Below are 20744 nucleotides of genomic sequence, written 5' to 3' on the forward strand. Positions count from 1 at the left end.
TTATAGTGAAATTGTAAAAATGTAATATATTTCTATTATATGATTTTTAAGGAGGTTGATCGGCCGTAAAAGCTTATTGAAGATTTGATCTCCGGTTGATTCCATTCAGAGGTTAAACGAAAGGAGAGGTGAAAGTAATACAAAAGAATACTGCACAGGATCAAAATATTTTTGAGAATCCGATTATATGGGCGGATGTGCCCGATCCCGATGCAATCAGAATTGGAAACGCTTACTATATGACGAGCACAACAATGCACATGAACCCGGGTGTGCCGATCATGAAATCCTATGATCTCGTCAATTGGGAAATTGTGAACTATGTTTACGATACACTGGGGGATTTGGACGCGCAAGCTTTACGGAATGGCCAAAATGAGTATGGCAAGGGCTCGTGGGCCAGCAGTCTTCGATATCATAACGGCACCTATTATGCAGTTTTTTCATCCAGCATAGCGGGGAAGACCTTCATCTACCGGACGCAAGATATCGAAAACGGTCCGTGGACAAGCTCCACGATCGGTTTTTACCATGATATGTCTTTGCTGTTTGACGATGATGGGAGAGTGTACCTCGTTCATGGGAGCGGAGATATTCGCCTTACCGAACTCACCTCGGATGCCGCCGCCGTCAAACCGGGCGGGTTAAATCAGGTCATTATCCCCAACGCCAGTTTGGCAGCGGGTCCTAACGTAGGCCTTCCGGCCGAGGGGGCGCATATTCAAAAAATCAACGGCAAGTATTACGTCTTCCTGATCACCTGGCCGCAGGGAGCCGGCCGCACCCAATTGGTGTTTAGAGCCGATCGTATTACAGGTCCTTATGAAGGGCGGGTCGCTTTGGACTATGCCGGTATAGCTCAAGGCGGAATCGTGGATACGCCGGACGGAAAATGGTATGGCCTGTTATTTCAGGATCATGGCTCCGTAGGACGCATTCCCTTCATTGTCCCTGTCACCTGGCAAAACAACTGGCCGGTATTCGGCGTAAACGGCCAAGTCCCTACGCAGATGCAAAAGCCGGTCGCCGGCGTGAATTCGAATGAATGGTTTGTGGCCTCCGATGAATTCAATCAGTCCCGGCTTTCGCTGGTATGGCAGTGGAATCACAATCCCGACAACAATCTTTGGTCGCTTACGGCGCGTTCAGGATATCTGAGACTGACGACCGGAAGAACCAGCACAAGTATTTTGGATGCCCGTAACTCGCTGACGCAAAGAACCGTTGGTCCGGAAAGCTCCGGACGGATCGCAATAGACGTAAGCCGCATGAAAAACGGCGATTATGCGGGGCTTGCGGCGCTTCAAAAGAACTACGGGCTTGTTGGCGTCAAAATGTCCGGCAATTCCAAATCGGTCGTGATGGTTAACGGCAGTTCGGCAACCCCGGTGGAAGTGGCCAGCGTGCCGCTTACACAGAACAATGTATATTTAAAAGTGGAAATGGACTTCAAAAACAAAACCGATAAAGCCTATTTTTATTACAGTTTGGACGGCAACCGGTGGACGGCGATCGGCAACAGGCTGCAGATGAGCTACACCATTCCGCATTTCATGGGTTATCGGTTTGCCATCTTTAATTATGCGACTCAATCGGCCGGCGGATACGTGGATGTCGATTATTTCCGAATCGAAAACCGGATGACGGGAACGGAGTGATCATCCGGAGAATCCCCCGTGCAAAGCGGCTCGATTTCCAAAATTCATTATTGGGAGGCGATTTTATGTATTTGTTAAAGTCAAAATTTGTGCATGTATTGACCGCTTTGGTCATGGTGGTATCTTTGCTGGTGTTTTCCTCGCCGCAAATCGCGAATGCCGGGCTTGTGTCAGGCTCCAAATTTTTAGGCAACATTATCGCTGGCTATGTTCCCTCCAATTTCACTGCTTATTGGAACCAAGTCACACCTGAGAACTCCACAAAATGGGGTTCCGTCGAAGGCGTACGCGGTTCCATGAACTGGTCGCAAGCGGATATGGCCTACAACTACGCCAAGGCCAATGGCTTACCGTTCAAATTCCATACGCTCGTATGGGGAAACCAAGAGCCGGTGTGGATTTCCGGGCTGCCGGCTGCGAATCAAAAGGCGGAAGTTACCGAATGGATTCAAGCGGCCGGTCAAAAATACCGCAACGCGGAATTCGTCGACGTTGTGAACGAACCGCTGCACGCCAAGCCTTCTTACCGGAATGCGATCGGCGGCGACGGCTCTACGGGATGGGATTGGGTCATCTGGTCGTTCGAGCAAGCGAGAAAGGCGTTCCCGAATTCCAAACTATTGATTAACGAATACGGCATAATCAGCGATCCGAATGCGGCGCGGCAATACGTTCAGATCATAAACTTGCTGAAGGCCAGAGGTTTGATCGACGGCATCGGCATTCAATGTCACTATTTCAATATGAATACCGTTTCCGTAAGCACGATGAACAGCGTCCTCGGCACGCTGTCTGCTACCGGGCTGCCAATCTACGTCTCGGAGTTGGATATTACGGGCGACGACGGAACTCAATTGCAAAGATACCAGCAAAAGTTTCCGGTGCTGTGGGAACACCCGAACGTGAAAGGCATCACGCTCTGGGGGTATATTCAAGGACAAACATGGGAGGACGGATCTCATCTTATCACCAGCTCGGGCGCCGAACGTCCGGCCATGAAATGGTTGAAGGGTTATCTTGCCGGAAGACGATAACGGTACGGCGGATCATAACTGGAGATTCAACGTTTATTAGATAACTCATGCAAAGAGGGGAATGAAATGAAAAATAGCAGTCGAATGAAAGCTTTATTATTGGCCTTTGTCATACTGTGGGCGGGAGTGTTGAACGGACAGGTTGCACAGGCGGAAACAGCGGCCATCGCTAAAACTCCGGGCAACTCCAACCCATTAATGGATCACAAGCTTGGGGCCGATCCATCCGCGCTGGTCTATAACGGTAGAGTCTATATTTATATGTCAAGCGATGCTTATGAATATGACAGTAACGGAAAGATCAAGGCCAACTCGTTCAGCAATTTAAATAAAGTGCATCTGATCTCATCCGACGATATGGTGAATTGGACGGATCACGGGGCTATTCCGGTGGCTGGGTCAGGCGGCATCGCCAAATGGGCGTCGGGTTCTTGGGCACCGGCCGCAGCGCACAAAAAAATAAATGGCCAGGATAAGTTTTTCCTTTATTTTGCCAATAGCGCTGGAGGGATCGGCGTACTCACGGCGGATAGTCCGATCGGACCGTGGACGGATCCGCTGGGAAAAGCGCTGGTTTCCTGGAGTACCCCGGGAGTCAGCGGCGTTGTTTGGTTATTTGATCCGGCTGTGCTGGTAGATGATAACGGCTCCGGCTACTTATATTTTGGCGGGGGAATTCCTGGCGGTGATAATCCAACTCAAAATCAATGGGCAAGTCCCAAGACGGCCCGCGTCATCAAATTAAGCAGCGATATGATTCATATCGAAGGCAGTGCGCAATTGATTGACGCCCCCTTCTTTTTCGAGGATTCAGGGATCCACAAGTATAACGGAAAATACTATTATTCCTATTGCTCCAACTTTGGCGGAAATCATCCGGCGGGCAGCCCGCCTCCCGGTGAAATCGCCTATATGGTGAGCAACAACCCCATGGGGCCGTTTACTTACGTGAAATCCATCTTGAGGAATCCGGCTGTGTTCTTCGGCGTCGGGGGCAATAACCACCACACCATTTTTAACTTTAATAATAAGTGGTATATTACCTACCATGCCCAAACCGTCAGCAAAGCCCTTTTAGGTGACGGTTTGGGATACCGTTCTCCTCATATCAATGAACTGACGTATAGCGGGAATGAAATCGTACCGGTTCAGGGCACGATGCGGGGCGTTTCGCAAATTAAGCATCTGAATCCGTATCAAAGAACCGAGGCGGAAACTATCGGGTGGAACGGCGGCATTCTGACCGAGGTTTCCCAAGCGCCGGGCGGCATGGTGCCAAGCGTAAATATGAATGTAACCGATATCCACAACGGGGACTGGGTTGCAGTGGGGAACGCCGATTTCGGATCAACCGGCGCAGCCTCGTTTAAGGCCAATGTTGCGTCCACGGTAGGAGGGCAAATCGAAATTCGCCTCGACAGCCCAACGGGCCAGGTGATCGGCACGCTTAATGTCACTCCTACAGGGGGGAACCAGGTATGGAGATTGCAAGAAACGAATGTTAATCGAGTGACGGGCGTTCATAATATCTACTTTATGTTTAAAGGAGCAAGCGGCCAGCGTTTATTTAACTTCGATTATTGGCAGTTTGCGACTTCTTCCGGTGGGGAGACGCCGGTTGAAAACGGCCGCGTATATAAGCTTCAGAACGTACACAGCAACATGGTGGTCGGCATTACCAATATGTCCACGGCCAACGGCGGGCAGGCGGTCCAATGGGATGACAACGGTACGGCGGATCATGAATGGCGGTTTGAGCGCTTGGACAGCGGTTATTACAAGCTGACGAATATCCACAGCGGCAAAGTGCTGGGTATAGAAAACATGTCCACGGCCAGAGGAGCTTCCGCCGTACAGTGGGACGACAATGGCACGGCCGATCATGAATGGCAGCTCGCGCCGCTGGGCGATGGCAGCTACAAATTGGTCAACCGCCACAGCGGCATGGTGCTCGGCGTGGACGGCATGTCCAGGGAAGCAGGCGCAAAAATCGTGCAATGGGACGATAACGGCACCGCAGACCATAACTGGAGATTCATGTTGGTCAGGTAACGAATAAGAAATGGCGGTGCAGGGATAACTCCCTTGCACCGCCATTTCTTTGCTTTTTACATGTTTTTTATAACCGATTGCGGTTCCGGTACAGCAAAATCATAAAAAACGGGGCCCCGATCGCGGCCGTTAAAACGCCGGCGGGGACGTCCCGGGGCAAAAAAGCGGTGCGGGCGATCAGATCGGCAATGAGCAGGATCAAAGCGCCCAGCAGCGCGCTGATCGGGAGCACGCCGGAAAAGGACGGCCCCGCCAGTTTGCGGGCCATATGCGGCGCCATCAGACCGATAAAGGCGATTGCGCCGCCGATGGCCACGGCGGAACCGGCGAGCGAAACGCTTAGGGCGATCAGCAGCAGACGCTGCAGCTGCACGCGGGCGCCGACGCTCGTGGCGATATCATCGCCGAGGGCCTGGATGTTGACCTGGCGGGCTTGCAGCCAGGTCAGGGCCAGCAATACAGCCGTCCAAGGCAACAGTGTCAGCACGTCATTTTCCCACGACACGCCATAGATACTGCCGGTCATGAATGTGAGCGATTGGCTGGCCAATTGCAAAGGACCGGAGATGATCAGCATGAACGACAGCGATTTAATGGCGGCGGACACGCCGATCCCGATCAGGATGATCCTCAAGGGAGACACGCCCTTTTTCCAGGCCAGCACATACAGTAACGCCGTGACGAGAAATGCACCGCCGATCGCGGCAAGCGGCATCCAGTGAATCGAAATGCTGCCTTGAAACAAGAAAATGAACAAGACCGCGCCCAGCGAAGCACCCTCGGTGATTCCGGCCACATCGGGCGAGGCGAGCGGGTTGCGGATGACGCCCTGCAGAATAGCCCCGGCCACCGCCAAAGACGCGCCGACCAGCACGGCGATGATGATCCGCGGCAGCCGGATTTTTTGCACGATGACCTGATTTCCCGGGTCGGCCATGCCAAATAAGGATTTGATGACGGTAAGGGGAGGGATGTATTTGCTGCTGACGGCAACGCTGATGACCATAACCGCCAAACATACTACGGACAACAACAGGCAGATCCAAACCGTTCTTTTTTTCTTCGCCAGTATGGTCGATTTGGCGGCCGAGACTTCAAGTTTGCCGGGCTTGGCCATCAGTTTTTCACCCCTTTTCTTGCGATATATACGAAAAACGGTACTCCGAGCAGCGCGGTCATGACCCCGACCGGAACTTCCTTGGGCATGGCGATGTACCTTGAGCCGATGTCGGCCGACACTAAGAGCAAGGCCCCGAACAAGGCGCAGTAAGGCAAGATCCAGCGGTAATCCGCGCCTATGAAATAGCGGACGATATGCGGGATAATGATCCCGACAAACGCGATCGGACCGGCTACCGCAACCGACCCTCCGGCGAGCAGAATCACGGCCGCCGTAGCCAAAGTTTTAATTCGGCCCGTGCGTTGCCCGAGCCCTTGCGCTACGGTATCTCCCATTGCCAGGATATTCAGCTGTCCGGACAGAAGGAGAGCGATAACCATCCCGGCCCCCATATAAGGAAGAACGGCAACGAGTTGGTCCATTCCCCGTCCCGCAACGGATCCGACCAGCCAGACGAGCACCTGATCGAACATTTTGCCGTCGGAGAGCATCAGTCCCTGCGTGAGCGAGTAGAAAAAAGCGGCCATCGAAGCGCCGGCAAGCGTGATTTTGAGCGGCGTCATGCCGTCACGTCCGATGCTTCCGAGCAAAAACACGACCATTCCGCTTAAGGCCGCTCCGGTCAAAGCAACCCAGGTAAGGGGCTGCATGCCCGATATGCCCAGCCACCCGGTCGCCAGGATAATGAAGAAGGCCGCGCCGGAGTTAACGCCAAGCGTGCTCGGCGAAGCGATCGGGTTGCGGGTGACGACCTGCATCAGCGCTCCCGCAACCGCGAGGCAAGCGCCGACAGCGGCGGCGATAAAGGCCCGCGGTACCCGGGCCGTCTGAATGAGCAGATGCTCGTTGCTGCCGTTTGGGCGGACAAACGATTCCCACACGGTACCGAAAGGGATGTCCGTCACGCCGAAGCTGATGCTGCAAACGAGGGCTGCGGCCAGGGCAAATAGCGAAATCAATAAGCCGAAACCTTTCATGAGGCAAATTCCCACTTTCCAGTTCAAGAAAATAATATCCATTAAATATTAGAAGATGCGGTGCGGACTGTCAATGATTATGAGAATCATTCTTAATGGATTGACAAGAGGTCTGACATGCTTTATAGTTTTGAACATCGTGGTGAAGATGATAATCATTATCACCTATAACAAGTACTTTGCAGACATATTTTTAAGGGGGATCATTAATGAGCTTTACTCGTAATCACATCATCCGAAAACGCGCCGTATGGTGGGGGCTCGCCATTTTGGCGCTCATGCTGGCGCTGAGCGGATGCGGAAGCAATCAAAGCCAAGGAGCTTCCGATAATACCACCAAAGCGTCAAACGGGACGCCTTCCGCGGAGAATGGTAACTCTAGCGGTAATACGGCCGCCGGCGCTGTCCGTACCGTTAAACATGCGATGGGAGAGACGAAAATAGAAGGTACGCCGAAGCGGGTCGTCGTTTTGACCAATGAAGGCACGGAAGCGCTGCTTGCTCTGGGAGTTAAACCGGTCGGCGCCGTCCGCTCCTGGACGGGGGAACCATGGTATGCGCATATTAAAGACGAGATGGACGGGGTTGAAGTAGTTGGCGAGGAGAGCCAGCCGAATCTGGAATTGATCGCCGGACTGCAGCCTGATTTGATCATCGGGAACAAGATGCGCCAGGAGAAAGTTTACGAGCAACTAAATGCGATCGCGCCTACGGTGATGTCCGAAGACCTGCGCGGCAACTGGATGGACAACTTCAAGCTGTACGCCGAAGCGCTTGGAATGACCGACAAAGGCGACGAACTGCTGGCCGCCTTCGAAGCGCGGATCGAAGACTTTAAAGCCAAAGCCGGCGATAAGCTGAAAGAAACGGTATCAGTGGTCCGGTTCATGGACGGCAAAACCCGCGTATATCACACGAACACGTTCTCAGGAATTATTTTTGAGCAGCTTGGCATCGCAAGAAATGAAATGACGAAAAACGCCAAAGATACGTTCGTCGATGAAATTACGAAAGAACGGTTGTCCGAAGCGGACGCCGACCGGTTGTTCTACTTTACTTATGACATAGGCGACGGCAAAGCCAACCAGACCGAACTGGACTGGACGAACGATCCGCTGTGGAAAAACCTGAACGCGGTGAAAAACGGCAAAGCCTATAAAGTGGACGACGCCATCTGGAATACTGCCGGCGGCATCAAAGCGGCAAATCTGATGCTTGACCAGCTGTCCGAGATATACGGGCTTGAAAAGTAACTTAAATATTTAAAGGCTGCACAGCAAGAGGCCGTTTCCAACCATGGGAACCGGCCTCTTTTGATTTCACGCTGGGGAATCGCTAGCTGTCGCGGAAATCAGGGAAAATGTTTTCGGCGTTATTTCGCCGTCCGGGCGAACCTCCCCAAGATTTCCGTGGACTGCACCACGTTCATGAATGCCTGCGGGTCGGTTTCGGCCACCGCTTTGCGGACGGCGGCCAGTTCGTATCGCGTCGTTACCGTCATGAGCATATAATTTTTCTCTTCACTGTACCCGCCCTCCGAGTGGATGCACGTGATGCCGTGATGCAGCTGGCGCAAGCGGCAAAGCATTTTCTCTTTTTGCTTGGTGATGATAAAGCAGGTCACCTTGATATGTCCGACATGGATCATGTCGACGACCTTGCCTTTGACGAAGGTCGACAGCATGGAGTAGAGGGCCAGGTCCCAGCTCTGCAGAAATCCGAGCGCCACGATCACGATGCCGTTCAAGAGGAACAAAATGTTGCCCATGGCCACGTCATGTTTACGGGTAACGATCGATCCGAGAATATCGAAGCCGCCGGTCGAGCCGCCTACGCGCAGCGAAAAGCCGATGCCCGCCGCCGAGATGATCCCGCCGCACACGGCGCCGAGAATCGGGTCGTTGGTCACCTGGATCTGCGGGATGATCGCCATAAACCACGTCGTGCTCGCGACGGAAATACAGCTTAAAATGATGTACCTCCGCCCGACCGCTTTCCAGCCCCAGGCGATAAGAGGGACATTCAGCAGAAAGTACAGAATCGATATATTCCAGTCCGTAAAATAACCGATAAAGGAGGCAACCCCTGTCAGCCCGCCGGACAGCAGCTTGTGGGGGATCAGAAACAAATTAAGCCCGGCGGCGACGAGCAGCGCGGAAACGAGGATGATTCCCACTTCCTGAGCCGGTTTTAAGGCGGCTTTGACCGGTTTGGGGATGATCGGAACATATTGATTCAAGTTCATGTCTAACCCTTCTTTTCTTTAAAGGTTGTGCAAAAAGTCTTCTTTCCATGACGGAGCAGTTCATGATGTGGACTCGGCATCGAGATATTTCGATAAAAAAATGTTATCGGATTAAATTATCATTTTTATCACTCATAAGGACTATGATCTGCGTCACGAAAAACAATGTTCAATAATATGTCATTCCGTTTTTGCCGGGCGGTTATACGTTTTTTCCATGATTTATTTTGCCTTGTCTTTCTGTGCTTTTGAGGAACCGGGCCGGGCTTATTTTAAAAGCATGGTTTATATATGGTCGTCCGGCATGGGAAAAGCTGAATCGGGGCATGTTATGGATAATTCTTGATTGAAAGAAAGGGATATCCATGGTAAAAAGAAGAGGAAACGGTCCGGCGGCGGAGGGCGCCAATGAAGCGGACCTGAAGCAGTTCAAAGCGGAGGTTATGCGGCGCGAAGGTTACCCTGTCGATCCGCAGCATCCGGACGACGTGAAATACGAGGTGGCCGAATCGCTTGGCGTGCCGCTAAAGGAAGGAGATAACGGGGATTTGACCTCGGAGGAGGCCGGTAAAATCGGCGGCGCCATCGGCGGCTCGATGGTCCGGGAAATGATCCGTTTGGCCAAGCAGAAGCTGAGCGATTCGCAGCGGTAAGCGTATTATGGCTGGGGCGAACTTGAAGGCATCGCCGGCGTTTCGCCCCGGTCAACATCGTGATCGATTGGAGGAAACAGGCCATGAACGAGCTCGATCGGCTGGAAGCATGCTTACCGGAATGGGTGGAAGCGAGCCGGCTGGAAAGCGCAAAGGGGACTGTGGCCACGTACATTCCCGAATTGTCGAAATCGCCCAAGCATCTGCTGGGGATTCATCTGATCGATGCGGGAGGAAGATCCGTAAGCGCTGGAGATGCCCAGGCTCCGTTTACGATGCAGAGCATCTCTAAGGTGTTTACGTTGATCCTTGCGTTGATGGATCATGGGGAAGAAGCGGTTTTTTCCAAGGTGGGCATGGAGCCTACGGGCGACAACTTCAATTCGATCATGAAGCTCGAGCTGGTGCAGCCGGCGATTCCGTTTAACCCGCTGATCAACGCGGGGGCGATCGTGGTGTCTTCGATGATCAAAGGCGACGGCGCGTTGAACAAATCGGCCCGCATCCTGGAGTTTTTTCGCGAGTTGGCCGGGAATCCCGCGCTGGATTACAATTTGGAGGTGTACCGGTCGGAGGCGGCGACGGGCCATCTGAACCGCTCGATGGCTTATTTTTTGCTGGATAAAGGGACGCTGGGCTGCGATGTGGAACAGGTGTTGGAGGTTTACTTCCGCCACTGCTCGATCGAGGTAACTTGCGCCGATTTGGCCCGTATGGCTTTGGTGCTGGCTATGGACGGCACGGACCCGATTACCGGCAAGGAGCTGGTTCCCCGGCGCTTTGTGCAGATCGCCAAAACGTTTATGGTGACTTGCGGAATGTACAACGGCTCGGGCGAATTTGCGATCGGAGCGGGATTGCCGGCCAAGAGCGGCGTATCGGGCGGGATTTTGTCCCTTGTGCCCGGGCGCTGGGGAATTGGCGTGGTAGGACCGGCGCTAAACCCGAAAGGAAACAGTATCGCGGGCGTCCATTTGCTGGAGCGGTTGTCGCGCGAGTTTAACTGGAGCATTTTTTAAGATGATAAGAATTTATGATGCGGTTCATTTCCGGTCAAAAGCTGCTTATTATCGAATAGACTCAAAAGAGATGTACGCCTGATCCATATTTTCGAGGAATTTTATAACAAATCGTGCATTTTTCTCATATCCTCTTCCATTTGAACTAGTTACTATAGAGATGTAAACAAGTTACTCAGAAGCGAATGGGAGGGGTTCATCCATGTTGAAATGGAAGCGTTTACTGGTTTCGCTGATGGCGCTTTCCCTCGTCGGGATGCTTGCGGCATGCGGCGGCGGTGGAAAGCCGGGCGGAGCCAACGGAGAAACGGCCGGTGCGGGGAGCGCATCGGGGGCGGGAGGAGACGGACAAATCAAGCTGCGCATGATGTGGTGGGGATCTCAAGAACGGCATGAAGCCACGCTGGCCGCACTGGAACTGTACACGAAAAACCATCCGAACATTACGTTTGAGCCGGAATATTCCGGGATGGACGGCTATTTGGACAAATTGTCGACACAGGCGGCCGCCAAAAACGCGCCGGACATCATCCAGCTGGACCCGGGCTGGGCTCCGGACTGGGCCGGACGCAATCAATTGTCACCGCTGGATTCGGTGGACGTTGCGAAGATCGATCCGAAGCTGCTGGCCGGGGGACAGAAGGACGGAACACAGTATGCCATGCCGCTTGGTTCCGTTGCTTTCGGGTTGATTTACGACAAAGCGGCGCTGGATAAGCTGGGCATCAAAAACCCGGAAAACGGTTGGACTTGGGACGATTTCTTTGCCTTAGCCAAAGAATTCAAAGGCAAGCTGCCCAGCGGCCAATATTTCACCAAGGATTACGCGGCCAACTATTTTATGTATTCGGCATACCAATACAGCAAAGGTAAAGGCACGGTCATTACGGATGACGGCAAATTCAATGTCGACCAGGAATCGTTCCTGGAGTGGACGAAGCGGTTCGAAGAACTCCGCAAGGAAGGGCTGGTTCCGCCGGCCGATGTGAATTCCTCGGATAAAGAATTCGATCCGCAAATGGACTTGATGGTGGCCGGAAAAATCCTGTTCCGCTACAGTTTCTCCAACAACTATGGCGCATGGGACAGTCTGAAGCCGGGCGCGTATGCGCTGGTGACGATGCCGCGGGCCGAAGAAGCGGGCGGATGGCTGAAGCCGTCGATGTATCTGGCCGTTTCGGAAAACTCCAAGTATAAGGAAGAAGCCGAGAAATTCATCGACTGGTTTGTGAATGATCCGGAAGCCGCCGCGATCCTGAAAACTTCGCGCGGGCTGCCGGTAAACAAGGACAACGCGGCGGCGCTGGAAGAGAGTATGAGCGATGTTGACAAGGTCGGTATGGGGCTGCTGCGCGCCACGGAGCAGGACGGGCAGACCTGGACGGCCGGCCCGGGCGGCTGGACCAACTATATCGACAAGGATTGGCCGCTCGTTCACGATCAGCTGAGCTTTAACAAAATCACGCCGGAAGAAGCCTACAAACAGCTGAAGGAAGCTGCGCTGGCTTACGAGTGATACTGTACATGTTGGGCTAGCCCGGAACGAATTTTTGGTTCCGGGCCAGGCATGTTCCAGGAAAGGGAGGGTGCTATGGCTATACGGATTCGGGATGTGATCGGCAAATTGACGGAGGAAGGCGGGGCGCTTGGCGAGGAATCAGTCGACAGACTGGAAACGGGGAATTTCTTGGCCGAAGTCGAGGCGATAGCGACAGCGTTTATGGCGTCGCAGCAGGTGCTCGAGCGGGCGGTGGCCTTGGGGGTGAACCTGCTGATCACGCACGAAGGGTTGTTTTACAGCCATCGCCCGGGCAAGCAGCCAGCGGCTAATGACCCGGTCGTCCGGCAAAAACGGCGGCTGATCGAGGAGTCGGGGATTGCGGTTTACCGTTTCCATGACGGCATACACCGCTATGAGCCGGACGGGATAATGGCGGGGTTCGTGGAAGAGGCCGGCTGGGAAGCTTACGTCAAGGAATATCAACCCGCGGCAGCCATATTGGAGCTTCCCCCGACCCCGCTAGCCGATATCGCGCAGCATTTAAGAACCAAGCTGGAGGCGCCGTTTGTCCGCTTTGTCGGCGACGCCCGGACGGTGTGCTCGCGCGTCGGGCTGCTCGTAGGCTACCGGGGCGGCGGAGAGCTGGCGATTCCGCTGTTTGCCGAGCGCGGCGTGGACCTGGTCGTAGCCGGGGAAGGCCCGGAATGGGAGACGCCGGAATACGTGCGGGATGCGGTGCATCAGGGGCTGAACCGGGCGCTGCTCGTGCTGGGCCACGGTCCGAGCGAAGCCCCGGGCATGAAATACCTCGCCAAGCGTCTTCAGGCTGCTTTTCCGTCCGTGCCCGTGCATTTTTTGGCGGATCAGCCGCTTTTTCAAATCATAGGATAGGAGGAGTTTTACGTGAGTAACAATCCGGCGTTGTCGGAACCTACCGGTTATGAAGCGTGGCTCGGTTATCGCCGGGCAGCCTCGGGAAGCCGGGTTGAGGAATATGCCGCCTATACAAGCATTCTCGTTGAAGCCAAGGATGACATCCTGCAAAATGCCGCCGCCGAACTTGTCCGGGGGATGGAGGGGATCGCGGGCTCCGCGCCTCAGATTGCTGATGAAGCAGGAGATCAAGCTTCCATCGTGCTGGGCGTATTTGGACGCGGCGGCGCGGTGGACCAAGCGTTTGCGGACGCCGGGGATCTGCGCTTGGGCGCGGAAGGATATGCGATCCGCTCCGTTTCCGGCGGAAAGCGGATCGTCATTGGGGCGGAGGCGTCCGCCGGCGTATTGTACGGCGTGTTCCATTTGCTGCGGCTCATGGGCACAGGCGCCGCCATCGGCGGTCTGGATATCCGGGAGCGTCCCGCGGGGAGGCTGCGCATGATCAACCAGTGGGACAATATCGACGGCTCGATCGAACGCGGTTATGCCGGGGATTCGATCTTTTACGCGGGCGGCAAAATCACCTCGGATTTGGGGCGAATTCGCGATTACGCCAGGCTTCTGGCATCCGTCGGGGTGAACGCGCTAGCGATCAACAACGTAAATGTGCACCGTCTGGAAACGATGCTGATCACGGAGGCGTATCTGCCGGAGGTGGCCGGGCTTGCCGGGATCTTCCGCGGTTACGGGATCAAGCTGTTCCTCAGCGTCAATTACGCGGCGCCGCTGGAAATCGGCGGCCTGCCTACGGCGGACCCGTTGGATCCTGAGGTTCGGCGGTGGTGGCGTTACAGGGCGGCGGAGATTAACCGGTATATCCCCGATTTCGGCGGTTTTCTCGTCAAAGCCGACTCGGAGAACCGGCCCGGGCCGTTCACTTACGGCCGCGATCACGCGGACGGCGCCAATATGCTGGCCGAAGCGCTGGAGCCGTATGGAGGCGTTGTCATTTGGCGCTGCTTCGTGTACAACTGCAAGCAGGATTGGCGCGACCGGAAGACGGACCGGGCCCGGGCGGCGTACGATCATTTTGTGCCGCTGGACGGCCGTTTCCATGAAAACGTCATCCTGCAGGTGAAAAACGGGCCGATCGATTTTCAGGTGCGGGAGCCCGTGTCGCCGCTCCTCGGCGCAATGCCGGCCACGAACCAGATGATCGAGTTTCAGATTACCCAGGAATATACCGGACAGCAGCGGCATGTGTGCTATTTGGTGCCGCAATGGAAGGAAGTGCTGGAATTTGATACGTATTTCCAGGGGAAGGGCACGCCCGTGAGACGCATCGTCGACGGTTCGGCGCACGGGAACCGGTATGGCGGCTTCGCGGCCGTGTCCAACATTGGGGACGACGCCAACTGGACCGGACATTTGCTGGCTCAGGCCAATCTGTACGGATACGGCCGGCTCGCCTGGAATCCGGAGCTGACTGCGGAGCAAATCGCCGAGGAGTGGATTCGCCTGACGTTTGGGGACGGCGAGCGTACGGTTCGGACGATTCTCGGCATCCTGCTTGATTCCCTTAGTATTTACGAATCCTATACGGCGCCGCTCGGCATCGGGTTTATGGTCAATCCCGGCCATCATTACGGACCCAACGTTGACGGTTATGAGTATTCGCTGTGGGGGACGTACCATTTTGCCGATTGCCATGGGATTGGCGTGGACCGGACCAAAGCGACGGGAACGGGTTATACGGCCCAATACGCCGAGCCCAATTTTAGGCGTTACGAATCTTTGGAGAGCTGTCCGGATGAACTGCTGCTGTTTTTCCATCACGTTCCTTACACCCATGTCCTCCATTCCGGCAAAACGGTCATCCAGCATATCTATGACACGCATTTCGCTGGCGCGGAGCGCGCCGCCCGGCTGCAAGAAGCCTGGTCCAGCCTGGCCGGCCTGATCCCCGATTCGCTGTACAAGCAGGTTGCGGACCGGCTGGCGGAGCAGGCGGAACATGCTAAGGAATGGCGGGATCAGATCAACACGTATTTCTACCGCAAAAGCGGGATCCCCGACGAACGGGGCAGACGGATTTATTAATTTAGGAAACCAAGATCGTCATTGTACGATTCAATTTCATTTACGGACTTATTTCGGAGGGATGGGAAGCCATTCCTCTTTTTTCGTTGGCGCGTTTTGTATGCCTCTCATTGGAATTATCCAATAGAGCTTCAGAATGGTAACTTCCGCTGCTGGCTAGATTGGATTTTTCCAATAGATTCGGAACGAAAGCCGGCAAAAGTGCCGAACTGCTGCAAATCTATTGGATTTTTCCAATCAACGTACTATCGGAGCCGCTAATCAAGCCAATCTATTGGATTTTTCCAACGTGGGGAACACGGGTTAAGCCGGCAAAAGAGCAAGCAGTTAAAAAAAATTGAAACTGAACCGTCCAGACGGTATAGTATATTCGGAGGTGATTTCATGGACGGCTCAAAAAAAGCTTCCAAACGGAACGCGATATTACAGGCTGCCGCAAAAGTGGCTAGAGAAAGCGGCGTTGAGCATCTAACCCTGGATGCCGTCGCCCAAGAAGCTGGAGTCAGCAAAGGCGGCCTGCTTTATCATTTCCCGAACAAGGAGGAATTGATCTCGGGCATGGTCAAGCAATTTTCCGATGACTTCGTCGGCAGCGTCAGGACCCGGGCGGACAAGGACCCGAGTGAAAAAGGGAAGTGGATCAGAGCCTATATGGAGACAACCCATGATTCGATAAAACACGAAAACGGCATGTCGATCGCGCTCTCCACCGCGCTTTTCACCAATCCGCATCTTTTGCGGGAAATGCAGGCCGAATACCGGGAGCTCCAAAAAAGCATCGAAAATGACGGATTGGATCCCGTGGTTTCGACACTCTTCAGACTTGCCGCCGACGGTCTGTGGTTTGCCGAAATGTTTGGATTTGCCCCGCCGGATCAAGCATTAAAAGAAAAGGTGCTCCGCTATATCGCAAACAGGATCGAGGAGGAAAAATAGTGGCTTATTTATTTCTGATGATATCTATCGCCAGCGAACTGATCGGAACTTCAATGCTTAAAGCTTCCCAAGGATTTACCAAATTAGCGCCTTCGATCATCACGGTCGCGGCCTTCGTTTGCGCCTTTTATTTTTTGTCGCTGTCGCTCAAAACGATTCCGCTTAATGCCGCTTACGCCATTTGGTCCGGGCTCGGTTCCGTATTGACGGTCATCATCTCCGTACTCATTTGGAAGGAGAAGATCAATGCCGGCAGTATTGTCGGTATCGCTTTGATTATTGCCGGGGTGGTGATCCTCCAGATGCTTGGTCCCGGACACGGTTCGTCAAATGACGAAGCGAAACAGGAAGCAGCTATAGTTCAAAAAGAATAAATTCGACCGACACCGCCACAGCGGGACAAAACAGAAGGGGGCAATCTCGCCTTAACCCAGCAATCTAAAAATTGGCCTTTAGAATAGCGGCATTTGATGCACTTATTATCAGGAACCCCATCATGTTTAATTCATTAGCGGCATTTGATGCACTTATTTTCCGATGACTGGACCAGAACGCTGGATTTTCCAAAGGATTCGGGAAAATAGCGGCATCAATGCCCTCTATTTCTTTCAAGTGGGGGGATATCGCCGGAATAAGGACATTTTTTGCACCTATGTTGTGCGCTTCTGGAGTTTCTTCTAAGTCAGCCTGGCCCGCCGCTTTAGTTTTTAGCGGGTTGTCCCCTTTTTTCGTGATATTTTAAAAGAAATCGAGGATTCCTCTTCTACAAGCGCTTTCATGCTCACCTTATACTTGAATTAAATCAAGAAACAAGATTGAACGAACAGAGGTGAGCAAGCATGAAAAGTTCCCCAGCCGTTGCCGCAACCGACGCGCCCAAGCCCATCGCCAAAAAGCGCCGGGCCAAGCCGAAGAAATGGAATGCCCCGGTCGCCGGCTATTTGTTTATTTCGCCATGGCTGCTCGGTTTTATCGGCCTGACGGCGTATCCGCTTTTTTTGTCGCTATACTATTCATTTACCGACTATACCTTGATGGAGCCAATCAATTGGGTCGGCACCCGCAACTATGAACTGATCTTCACCGCGGACTCCAAATTCGTCAACTCCGTAAAGGTGACATTCCTGTACGTCCTGGCGTCGGTTCCCTTAAAGCTGATCGCCGCGCTGCTCGTGGCGATGATCTTGAACAAGGCGGTCCGGGGCATCGGCCTCTACCGGACGGCGATTTATTTCCCTTCGCTGATCGGCGGGAGCATCGCGGTGTCGCTTTTGTGGCGCAACATTTTCGGCGTGGACGGCATCTTCAACAAAATCATCGCCGTGTTCGGGATCGAGGGCAAAGGGTGGATCACCAGTCCCGACACCGCGCTCAGCACGCTGGTGCTGCTGACCGTATGGCAGTTCGGCTCCTCGATGGTCATTTTCCTGGCCGGTTTGAAGCAGATTCCAAACGACTTGTACGAGGCTTCGGCGGTGGACGGCGCCGGCCGGTTCCGCCAGTTCTTCAACATCACGCTGCCGATGCTGTCGCCGGTTCTCTATTTCAACCTGATCATGGGCGTGATCAACGCCTTCCAAATGTTTACATCGGCGTTTGTCATCACGAACGGCGGGCCGATGAACTCGACTTACGTGTATGCCCTATACCTTTACGAACGGGCGTTTAGCCGCTATCAGCTCGGTTATTCCTCGGCGCTCGCCTGGATCATGCTGGCTATGATCGTGGTCGCCACGCTGATCATCGCCGGCAGCTCGAAATATTGGGTGTTCTACGAAACGGAGACGGAAGGGAGAAAAGGCAGATGACGTTCAAATGGAAGCCGCTGATCCGGCACGCGTTTATGATTATGTTCAGCCTCGTTATGATTTATCCGGTGCTTTGGTGGATCGGCGCCTCGCTCAAAACGAACAGCGAGCTGGCTTCGCCGAATATTTTCCCGTCGGCGCCGCAGTGGAGCAATTTCGTCAAGGGGTGGAACTCGGTTCCGGGCCATTCCTTTAGCGACTTTTATCTCAATACCTTTGGCCTTGAGCTGGCTGTGATGGCCGCCACGCTCGTGTCCAGCACGCTGGTGGCGTTTGGCTTCGGGAGGCTGAATTTTCCGCTGAAAAACCTCTGGTTCTCCCTGTTCATGCTGACGCTGATGATGCCCGGACAAGTGCTGATCATCCCGCAGTACGCCTTGTTTCATCAGCTCGGTTGGGTCAATACGTATTGGCCGTTTATCGTGCCCCATATGCTGGCGGGCGGCGCGGGCGGAACGTTTTTCGTATTCCTGCTGATCCAGTTCGTGCGCGGCATTCCCAAGGAGCTCGACGAATCGGCCAAGATCGACGGCTGCTCCTGGTTCGGAATCTACCTGCGCGTGGTGATGCCGCTGATGAAACCGGCGATCGTCACGGTGATGATTTTCTGCTTCCTGTGGAATTGGGACGATTTCCTCGGCCATCTGCTGTACTTGAACTCGGTCGACAAATATACGGTCAGCCTGGCGCTGCGAATGATCAACGATTCCCAGTCGGCGCAGGAGTGGGGGCAGCTATTGGCGATGTCGCTCGTTTCCATCGTTCCGGCCACCATCATCTTTATGTTTCTGCAAAAATATTTCGTCGAGGGGATTGCCACGACCGGAATAAAGGGATAAGGGCGGCTTGCGGCAAATTAAATAACGGTAAAGCGTGAAATAACGTTTCGCGGCTTTACCGTTTTTTGCCTTGACTTGAAGGGAGTGCAGCTAAAGAATGACCAATCCTTTTAAAAAATACCGCATCGACAGTCTCTTTTTCCGCAGCTTTGCCGTGCTTATGATCCTTGTGCTGCTGTGCATCGCCTGGGCTAGCTACCGCATCTCCTCCAATTCGCTGGTGCGGACGAGCTCGCACTACCAGCAGTTGCTGCTCGACGAACTAAACAACGAAATCTCGACCCGGCTGGTGATGATCGAGCAGATCTCCTTGTCGACTTCCCGTGACAACGAGCTGATCACGTTTCTGCGGGACCGTCAGGACGAATACGACCGCTACCGCAGATCGCTGAGCGTAGAGCATGCGCTCGCCAACCTGACTTATTCGATCCCGCTGATCCAGGGCATCGATTTATATATGCAGCGCCCGCTGCGGGGCGACGCCAACAGCTATATCCAATTCCGCAGCCTAGACGATTTGGCGGGTCAGGACTTCTCCAAGGCGCTAGCCAACAACGATTTTGCCTGGTCCGGAAAACACGAAATCCCCAGCTTTCAAGGCGATGTGCCGGTGCTCAGCTTTGCCCGCAAAATCGTCGAGGAGGACAAATACCTGGGCGTGCTGGTGGTTCACGTCAAGGCCCGGGAAATCGAGAAGCTGCTGGCCGGACCTTCCGCCGCGGCCAACCGGATGATGATCGACACGCTGGGGGAGCAGACGCTGGAAATCGGGCAAACGCCAAGGTCCGCCGAGTTGTCCAGGTGGATCGACGTCAAAAGCGAGCGGTCCGGCTACGTGCATATCCGGGGCGGCGAAGGGCTCGGCGATTCCTTGCTCGTTTATTCCAAACCGGCCGATTCCCATTGGATGCTCGTGGAAATTACCGATTGGAGCGATATTACCAGCAGCAGTTTCGGGCTCGCGCTCGTGATCGGGCTGATCGGGATCGGCGCGATGCTATTGGTGCTGCTGCTGACGCATTATTTGAGCCGGCAGTTTACCAAGCCGATCAAGCAGCTGGTGGCGGCGATGCGGCTGTATTTTGTGGACGGCAACAATGTCGAGCTGCCCGGCGATTATGAAAATGAATTCGGCTATCTGTTTTCCGGTTACCGCAAACAAAACGAGCGGATCGAGGAGCTGTACCGTTCCTTGCAGCGGCGTTACGAGCAGCAGCGCAAAGCGGAAATCGAAGCGCTGCAGGCTAACATCAACCCGCATTTTCTCTACAATATGCTGGATCAGCTGAACTGGATGGCCATCGAGGCCGGCCAGGATGAGCTGAGCCGGATTCTCGAGCTGATGGGGCGCATGTTCCGCATCGGCTTGTCCAACGGCGACAGCTTCATCACGGTTAGCGAGGAACTGGAGCATATCCGCTGCTATCTGGAAATTCAGCAGCTCCGCTGGCAGGCGGGCGGCGGAGAGCTGACGTACGACATCCATGCGCCTTATCCGCTTCAAGAGCTGTTTCTGCCGAAGCTGACGCTGCAGCCTTTCGTCGAAAACGCCATCGTGCACGGATTTAACGCGCGGAGCGAGGGGCATATTGCGATTGCGCTGGAGGATCGGCCGCAGCAGATCCGGATCGTGATCGAAGACAACGGCAGCGGCCTGAAGCCTTCGGCGGACCGGAGGCCCAAGCGGCGCACCGGGGGCTATGGCATCCGCAACGTGAAGGAGCGGATCGCCGGGTACTTTGAAGGCGCTTACGGCGTGGAGCTGTCCGACCGGGAGGAAGGAGGAACCCGCGTCGTCATTACACTGCCCCGTCTTCAGGAGCCGCCGGTTCCGCCTGTCCATGATCCGTTTGAAATCGCCGAAAGCATCGAACCGGCAAGCGGTGAAAATTCATCCTGGAAACAAGCTGAAGGAGGCTACTAAAA

17 protein-coding genes are annotated in these 20744 nt (G+C 54.2%); 14 read left to right on the forward strand and 3 right to left on the reverse strand.

Annotated elements, in window-relative coordinates; all coding sequences use genetic code 11:
• The first annotated feature begins 128 nt into the window (after positions 1-128).
• The 3 genes from NYE74_RS18505 (at position 129) to NYE74_RS18515 (ending at position 4744) form a co-directional block, all read left to right on the forward strand.
• Positions 129-1658, forward strand: a complete 1530-nt coding sequence (locus NYE74_RS18505) for a glycoside hydrolase family 43 protein (protein WP_227872742.1) — start codon at positions 129-131, stop codon at positions 1656-1658.
• Between the two features lie 113 nt (positions 1659-1771).
• Positions 1772-2692 (forward strand): endo-1,4-beta-xylanase, encoded by a 921-nt coding sequence (locus tag NYE74_RS18510; RefSeq protein WP_270619506.1) that lies wholly within the window; start codon positions 1772-1774, stop codon positions 2690-2692.
• Positions 2693-2758: 66 nt separating this feature from the next.
• The gene (locus NYE74_RS18515; RefSeq protein ID WP_445323406.1) at positions 2759-4744 is read left to right on the forward strand and encodes an RICIN domain-containing protein; all 1986 of its coding nucleotides are present in this window, start codon (positions 2759-2761) and stop codon (positions 4742-4744) included.
• Positions 4745-4811: 67 nt separating this feature from the next.
• On the opposite strand, the gene NYE74_RS18520 is transcribed toward NYE74_RS18515, so the two are convergent.
• Positions 4812-5861, reverse strand: a complete 1050-nt coding sequence (locus tag NYE74_RS18520) for a FecCD family ABC transporter permease (protein WP_124332010.1) — start codon at positions 5859-5861, stop codon at positions 4812-4814.
• The gene (locus NYE74_RS18525) at positions 5861-6841 is read right to left on the reverse strand and encodes a FecCD family ABC transporter permease (RefSeq protein WP_036622679.1); all 981 of its coding nucleotides are present in this window, start codon (positions 6839-6841) and stop codon (positions 5861-5863) included. The genes NYE74_RS18520 and NYE74_RS18525 overlap by 1 nt, the downstream gene beginning before the upstream one ends.
• Positions 6842-7050: 209 nt before the next feature.
• Between NYE74_RS18525 and NYE74_RS18530 the strand changes: the two genes are divergently transcribed.
• Positions 7051-8094: an ABC transporter substrate-binding protein gene (locus NYE74_RS18530; RefSeq protein ID WP_124332011.1), complete on the forward strand. Its 1044-nt coding sequence runs from the start codon at positions 7051-7053 to the stop codon at positions 8092-8094.
• Positions 8095-8213: 119 nt separating this feature from the next.
• On the opposite strand, the gene NYE74_RS18535 is transcribed toward NYE74_RS18530, so the two are convergent.
• Entirely contained in the window at positions 8214-9086 is an 873-nt protein-coding gene (locus NYE74_RS18535) for a YitT family protein (protein WP_051985418.1), read from the reverse strand.
• A 365-nt stretch (positions 9087-9451) separates the two neighbouring features.
• Between NYE74_RS18535 and NYE74_RS18540 the strand changes: the two genes are divergently transcribed.
• From NYE74_RS18540 to NYE74_RS18585, 10 genes are all read left to right on the forward strand, one after another.
• Entirely contained in the window at positions 9452-9739 is a 288-nt protein-coding gene (locus NYE74_RS18540) for a small, acid-soluble spore protein, alpha/beta type (RefSeq protein ID WP_174719594.1), read from the forward strand.
• 83 nt (positions 9740-9822) lie between these two features.
• Positions 9823-10758, forward strand: a complete 936-nt coding sequence (glsA, locus tag NYE74_RS18545) for a glutaminase A (protein ID WP_124332012.1) — start codon at positions 9823-9825, stop codon at positions 10756-10758.
• Between the two features lie 202 nt (positions 10759-10960).
• Entirely contained in the window at positions 10961-12274 is a 1314-nt protein-coding gene (locus tag NYE74_RS18550; RefSeq protein ID WP_124332013.1) for an ABC transporter substrate-binding protein, read from the forward strand.
• Positions 12275-12349: 75 nt separating this feature from the next.
• On the forward strand, positions 12350-13150 hold the full coding sequence (locus NYE74_RS18555; RefSeq protein WP_124332014.1) for a Nif3-like dinuclear metal center hexameric protein: 801 nt from the start codon (positions 12350-12352) through the stop codon (positions 13148-13150).
• 12 nt (positions 13151-13162) lie between these two features.
• A complete protein-coding gene (locus tag NYE74_RS18560) occupies positions 13163-15235 on the forward strand; it encodes an alpha-glucuronidase family glycosyl hydrolase (RefSeq protein ID WP_124332015.1) in 2073 nt (690 codons plus the stop codon).
• Between the two features lie 384 nt (positions 15236-15619).
• Positions 15620-16171: a TetR/AcrR family transcriptional regulator gene (locus tag NYE74_RS18565; RefSeq protein WP_036622693.1), complete on the forward strand. Its 552-nt coding sequence runs from the start codon at positions 15620-15622 to the stop codon at positions 16169-16171.
• Positions 16168-16545 carry a DMT family transporter gene (locus NYE74_RS18570; protein ID WP_164815269.1) on the forward strand — a complete coding sequence of 126 codons (378 nt, stop codon included), beginning with the start codon at positions 16168-16170 and terminating at the stop codon, positions 16543-16545. The genes NYE74_RS18565 and NYE74_RS18570 overlap by 4 nt, the downstream gene beginning before the upstream one ends.
• A 465-nt stretch (positions 16546-17010) precedes the next feature.
• A complete protein-coding gene (locus tag NYE74_RS18575) occupies positions 17011-17979 on the forward strand; it encodes a carbohydrate ABC transporter permease (protein ID WP_036622697.1) in 969 nt (322 codons plus the stop codon).
• The gene (locus tag NYE74_RS18580) at positions 17976-18818 is read left to right on the forward strand and encodes a carbohydrate ABC transporter permease (RefSeq protein WP_124332016.1); all 843 of its coding nucleotides are present in this window, start codon (positions 17976-17978) and stop codon (positions 18816-18818) included. Before NYE74_RS18575 ends, NYE74_RS18580 begins: the two co-directional genes overlap by 4 nt.
• 97 nt (positions 18819-18915) lie before the next feature.
• A complete protein-coding gene (locus NYE74_RS18585) occupies positions 18916-20742 on the forward strand; it encodes a sensor histidine kinase (RefSeq protein ID WP_063836306.1) in 1827 nt (608 codons plus the stop codon).
• Positions 20743-20744 lie beyond the last annotated feature (2 nt).

Source organism: Paenibacillus sp. FSL P4-0127 (assembly GCF_038007325.1).
Taxonomy (GTDB): Bacteria; Bacillota; Bacilli; order Paenibacillales; family Paenibacillaceae; genus Fontibacillus; species Fontibacillus macerans.

What these genes read in the sequence shown, in the direction of transcription:
- NYE74_RS18580 (WP_124332016.1), top strand. Translation starts at nt 17,976, where the DNA reads ATGACGTTCAAATGGAAGCCGCTGATCCGGCACGCGTTTATGATTATG.
- NYE74_RS18585 (WP_063836306.1), top strand. Translation starts at nt 18,916, where the DNA reads ATGACCAATCCTTTTAAAAAATACCGCATCGACAGTCTCTTTTTCCGC.
- NYE74_RS18515 (WP_445323406.1), top strand. Translation starts at nt 2,759, where the DNA reads ATGAAAAATAGCAGTCGAATGAAAGCTTTATTATTGGCCTTTGTCATA.
- NYE74_RS18520 (WP_124332010.1), bottom strand. Translation starts at nt 5,861, where the DNA reads ATGGCCAAGCCCGGCAAACTTGAAGTCTCGGCCGCCAAATCGACCATA.
- glsA (WP_124332012.1), top strand. Translation starts at nt 9,823, where the DNA reads ATGAACGAGCTCGATCGGCTGGAAGCATGCTTACCGGAATGGGTGGAA.
- NYE74_RS18555 (WP_124332014.1), top strand. Translation starts at nt 12,350, where the DNA reads ATGGCTATACGGATTCGGGATGTGATCGGCAAATTGACGGAGGAAGGC.
- NYE74_RS18575 (WP_036622697.1), top strand. Translation starts at nt 17,011, where the DNA reads ATGAAAAGTTCCCCAGCCGTTGCCGCAACCGACGCGCCCAAGCCCATC.
- NYE74_RS18565 (WP_036622693.1), top strand. Translation starts at nt 15,620, where the DNA reads ATGGACGGCTCAAAAAAAGCTTCCAAACGGAACGCGATATTACAGGCT.
- NYE74_RS18530 (WP_124332011.1), top strand. Translation starts at nt 7,051, where the DNA reads ATGAGCTTTACTCGTAATCACATCATCCGAAAACGCGCCGTATGGTGG.
- NYE74_RS18535 (WP_051985418.1), bottom strand. Translation starts at nt 9,086, where the DNA reads ATGAACTTGAATCAATATGTTCCGATCATCCCCAAACCGGTCAAAGCC.
- NYE74_RS18525 (WP_036622679.1), bottom strand. Translation starts at nt 6,841, where the DNA reads ATGAAAGGTTTCGGCTTATTGATTTCGCTATTTGCCCTGGCCGCAGCC.
- NYE74_RS18550 (WP_124332013.1), top strand. Translation starts at nt 10,961, where the DNA reads ATGTTGAAATGGAAGCGTTTACTGGTTTCGCTGATGGCGCTTTCCCTC.
- NYE74_RS18510 (WP_270619506.1), top strand. Translation starts at nt 1,772, where the DNA reads ATGGTGGTATCTTTGCTGGTGTTTTCCTCGCCGCAAATCGCGAATGCC.
- NYE74_RS18540 (WP_174719594.1), top strand. Translation starts at nt 9,452, where the DNA reads ATGGTAAAAAGAAGAGGAAACGGTCCGGCGGCGGAGGGCGCCAATGAA.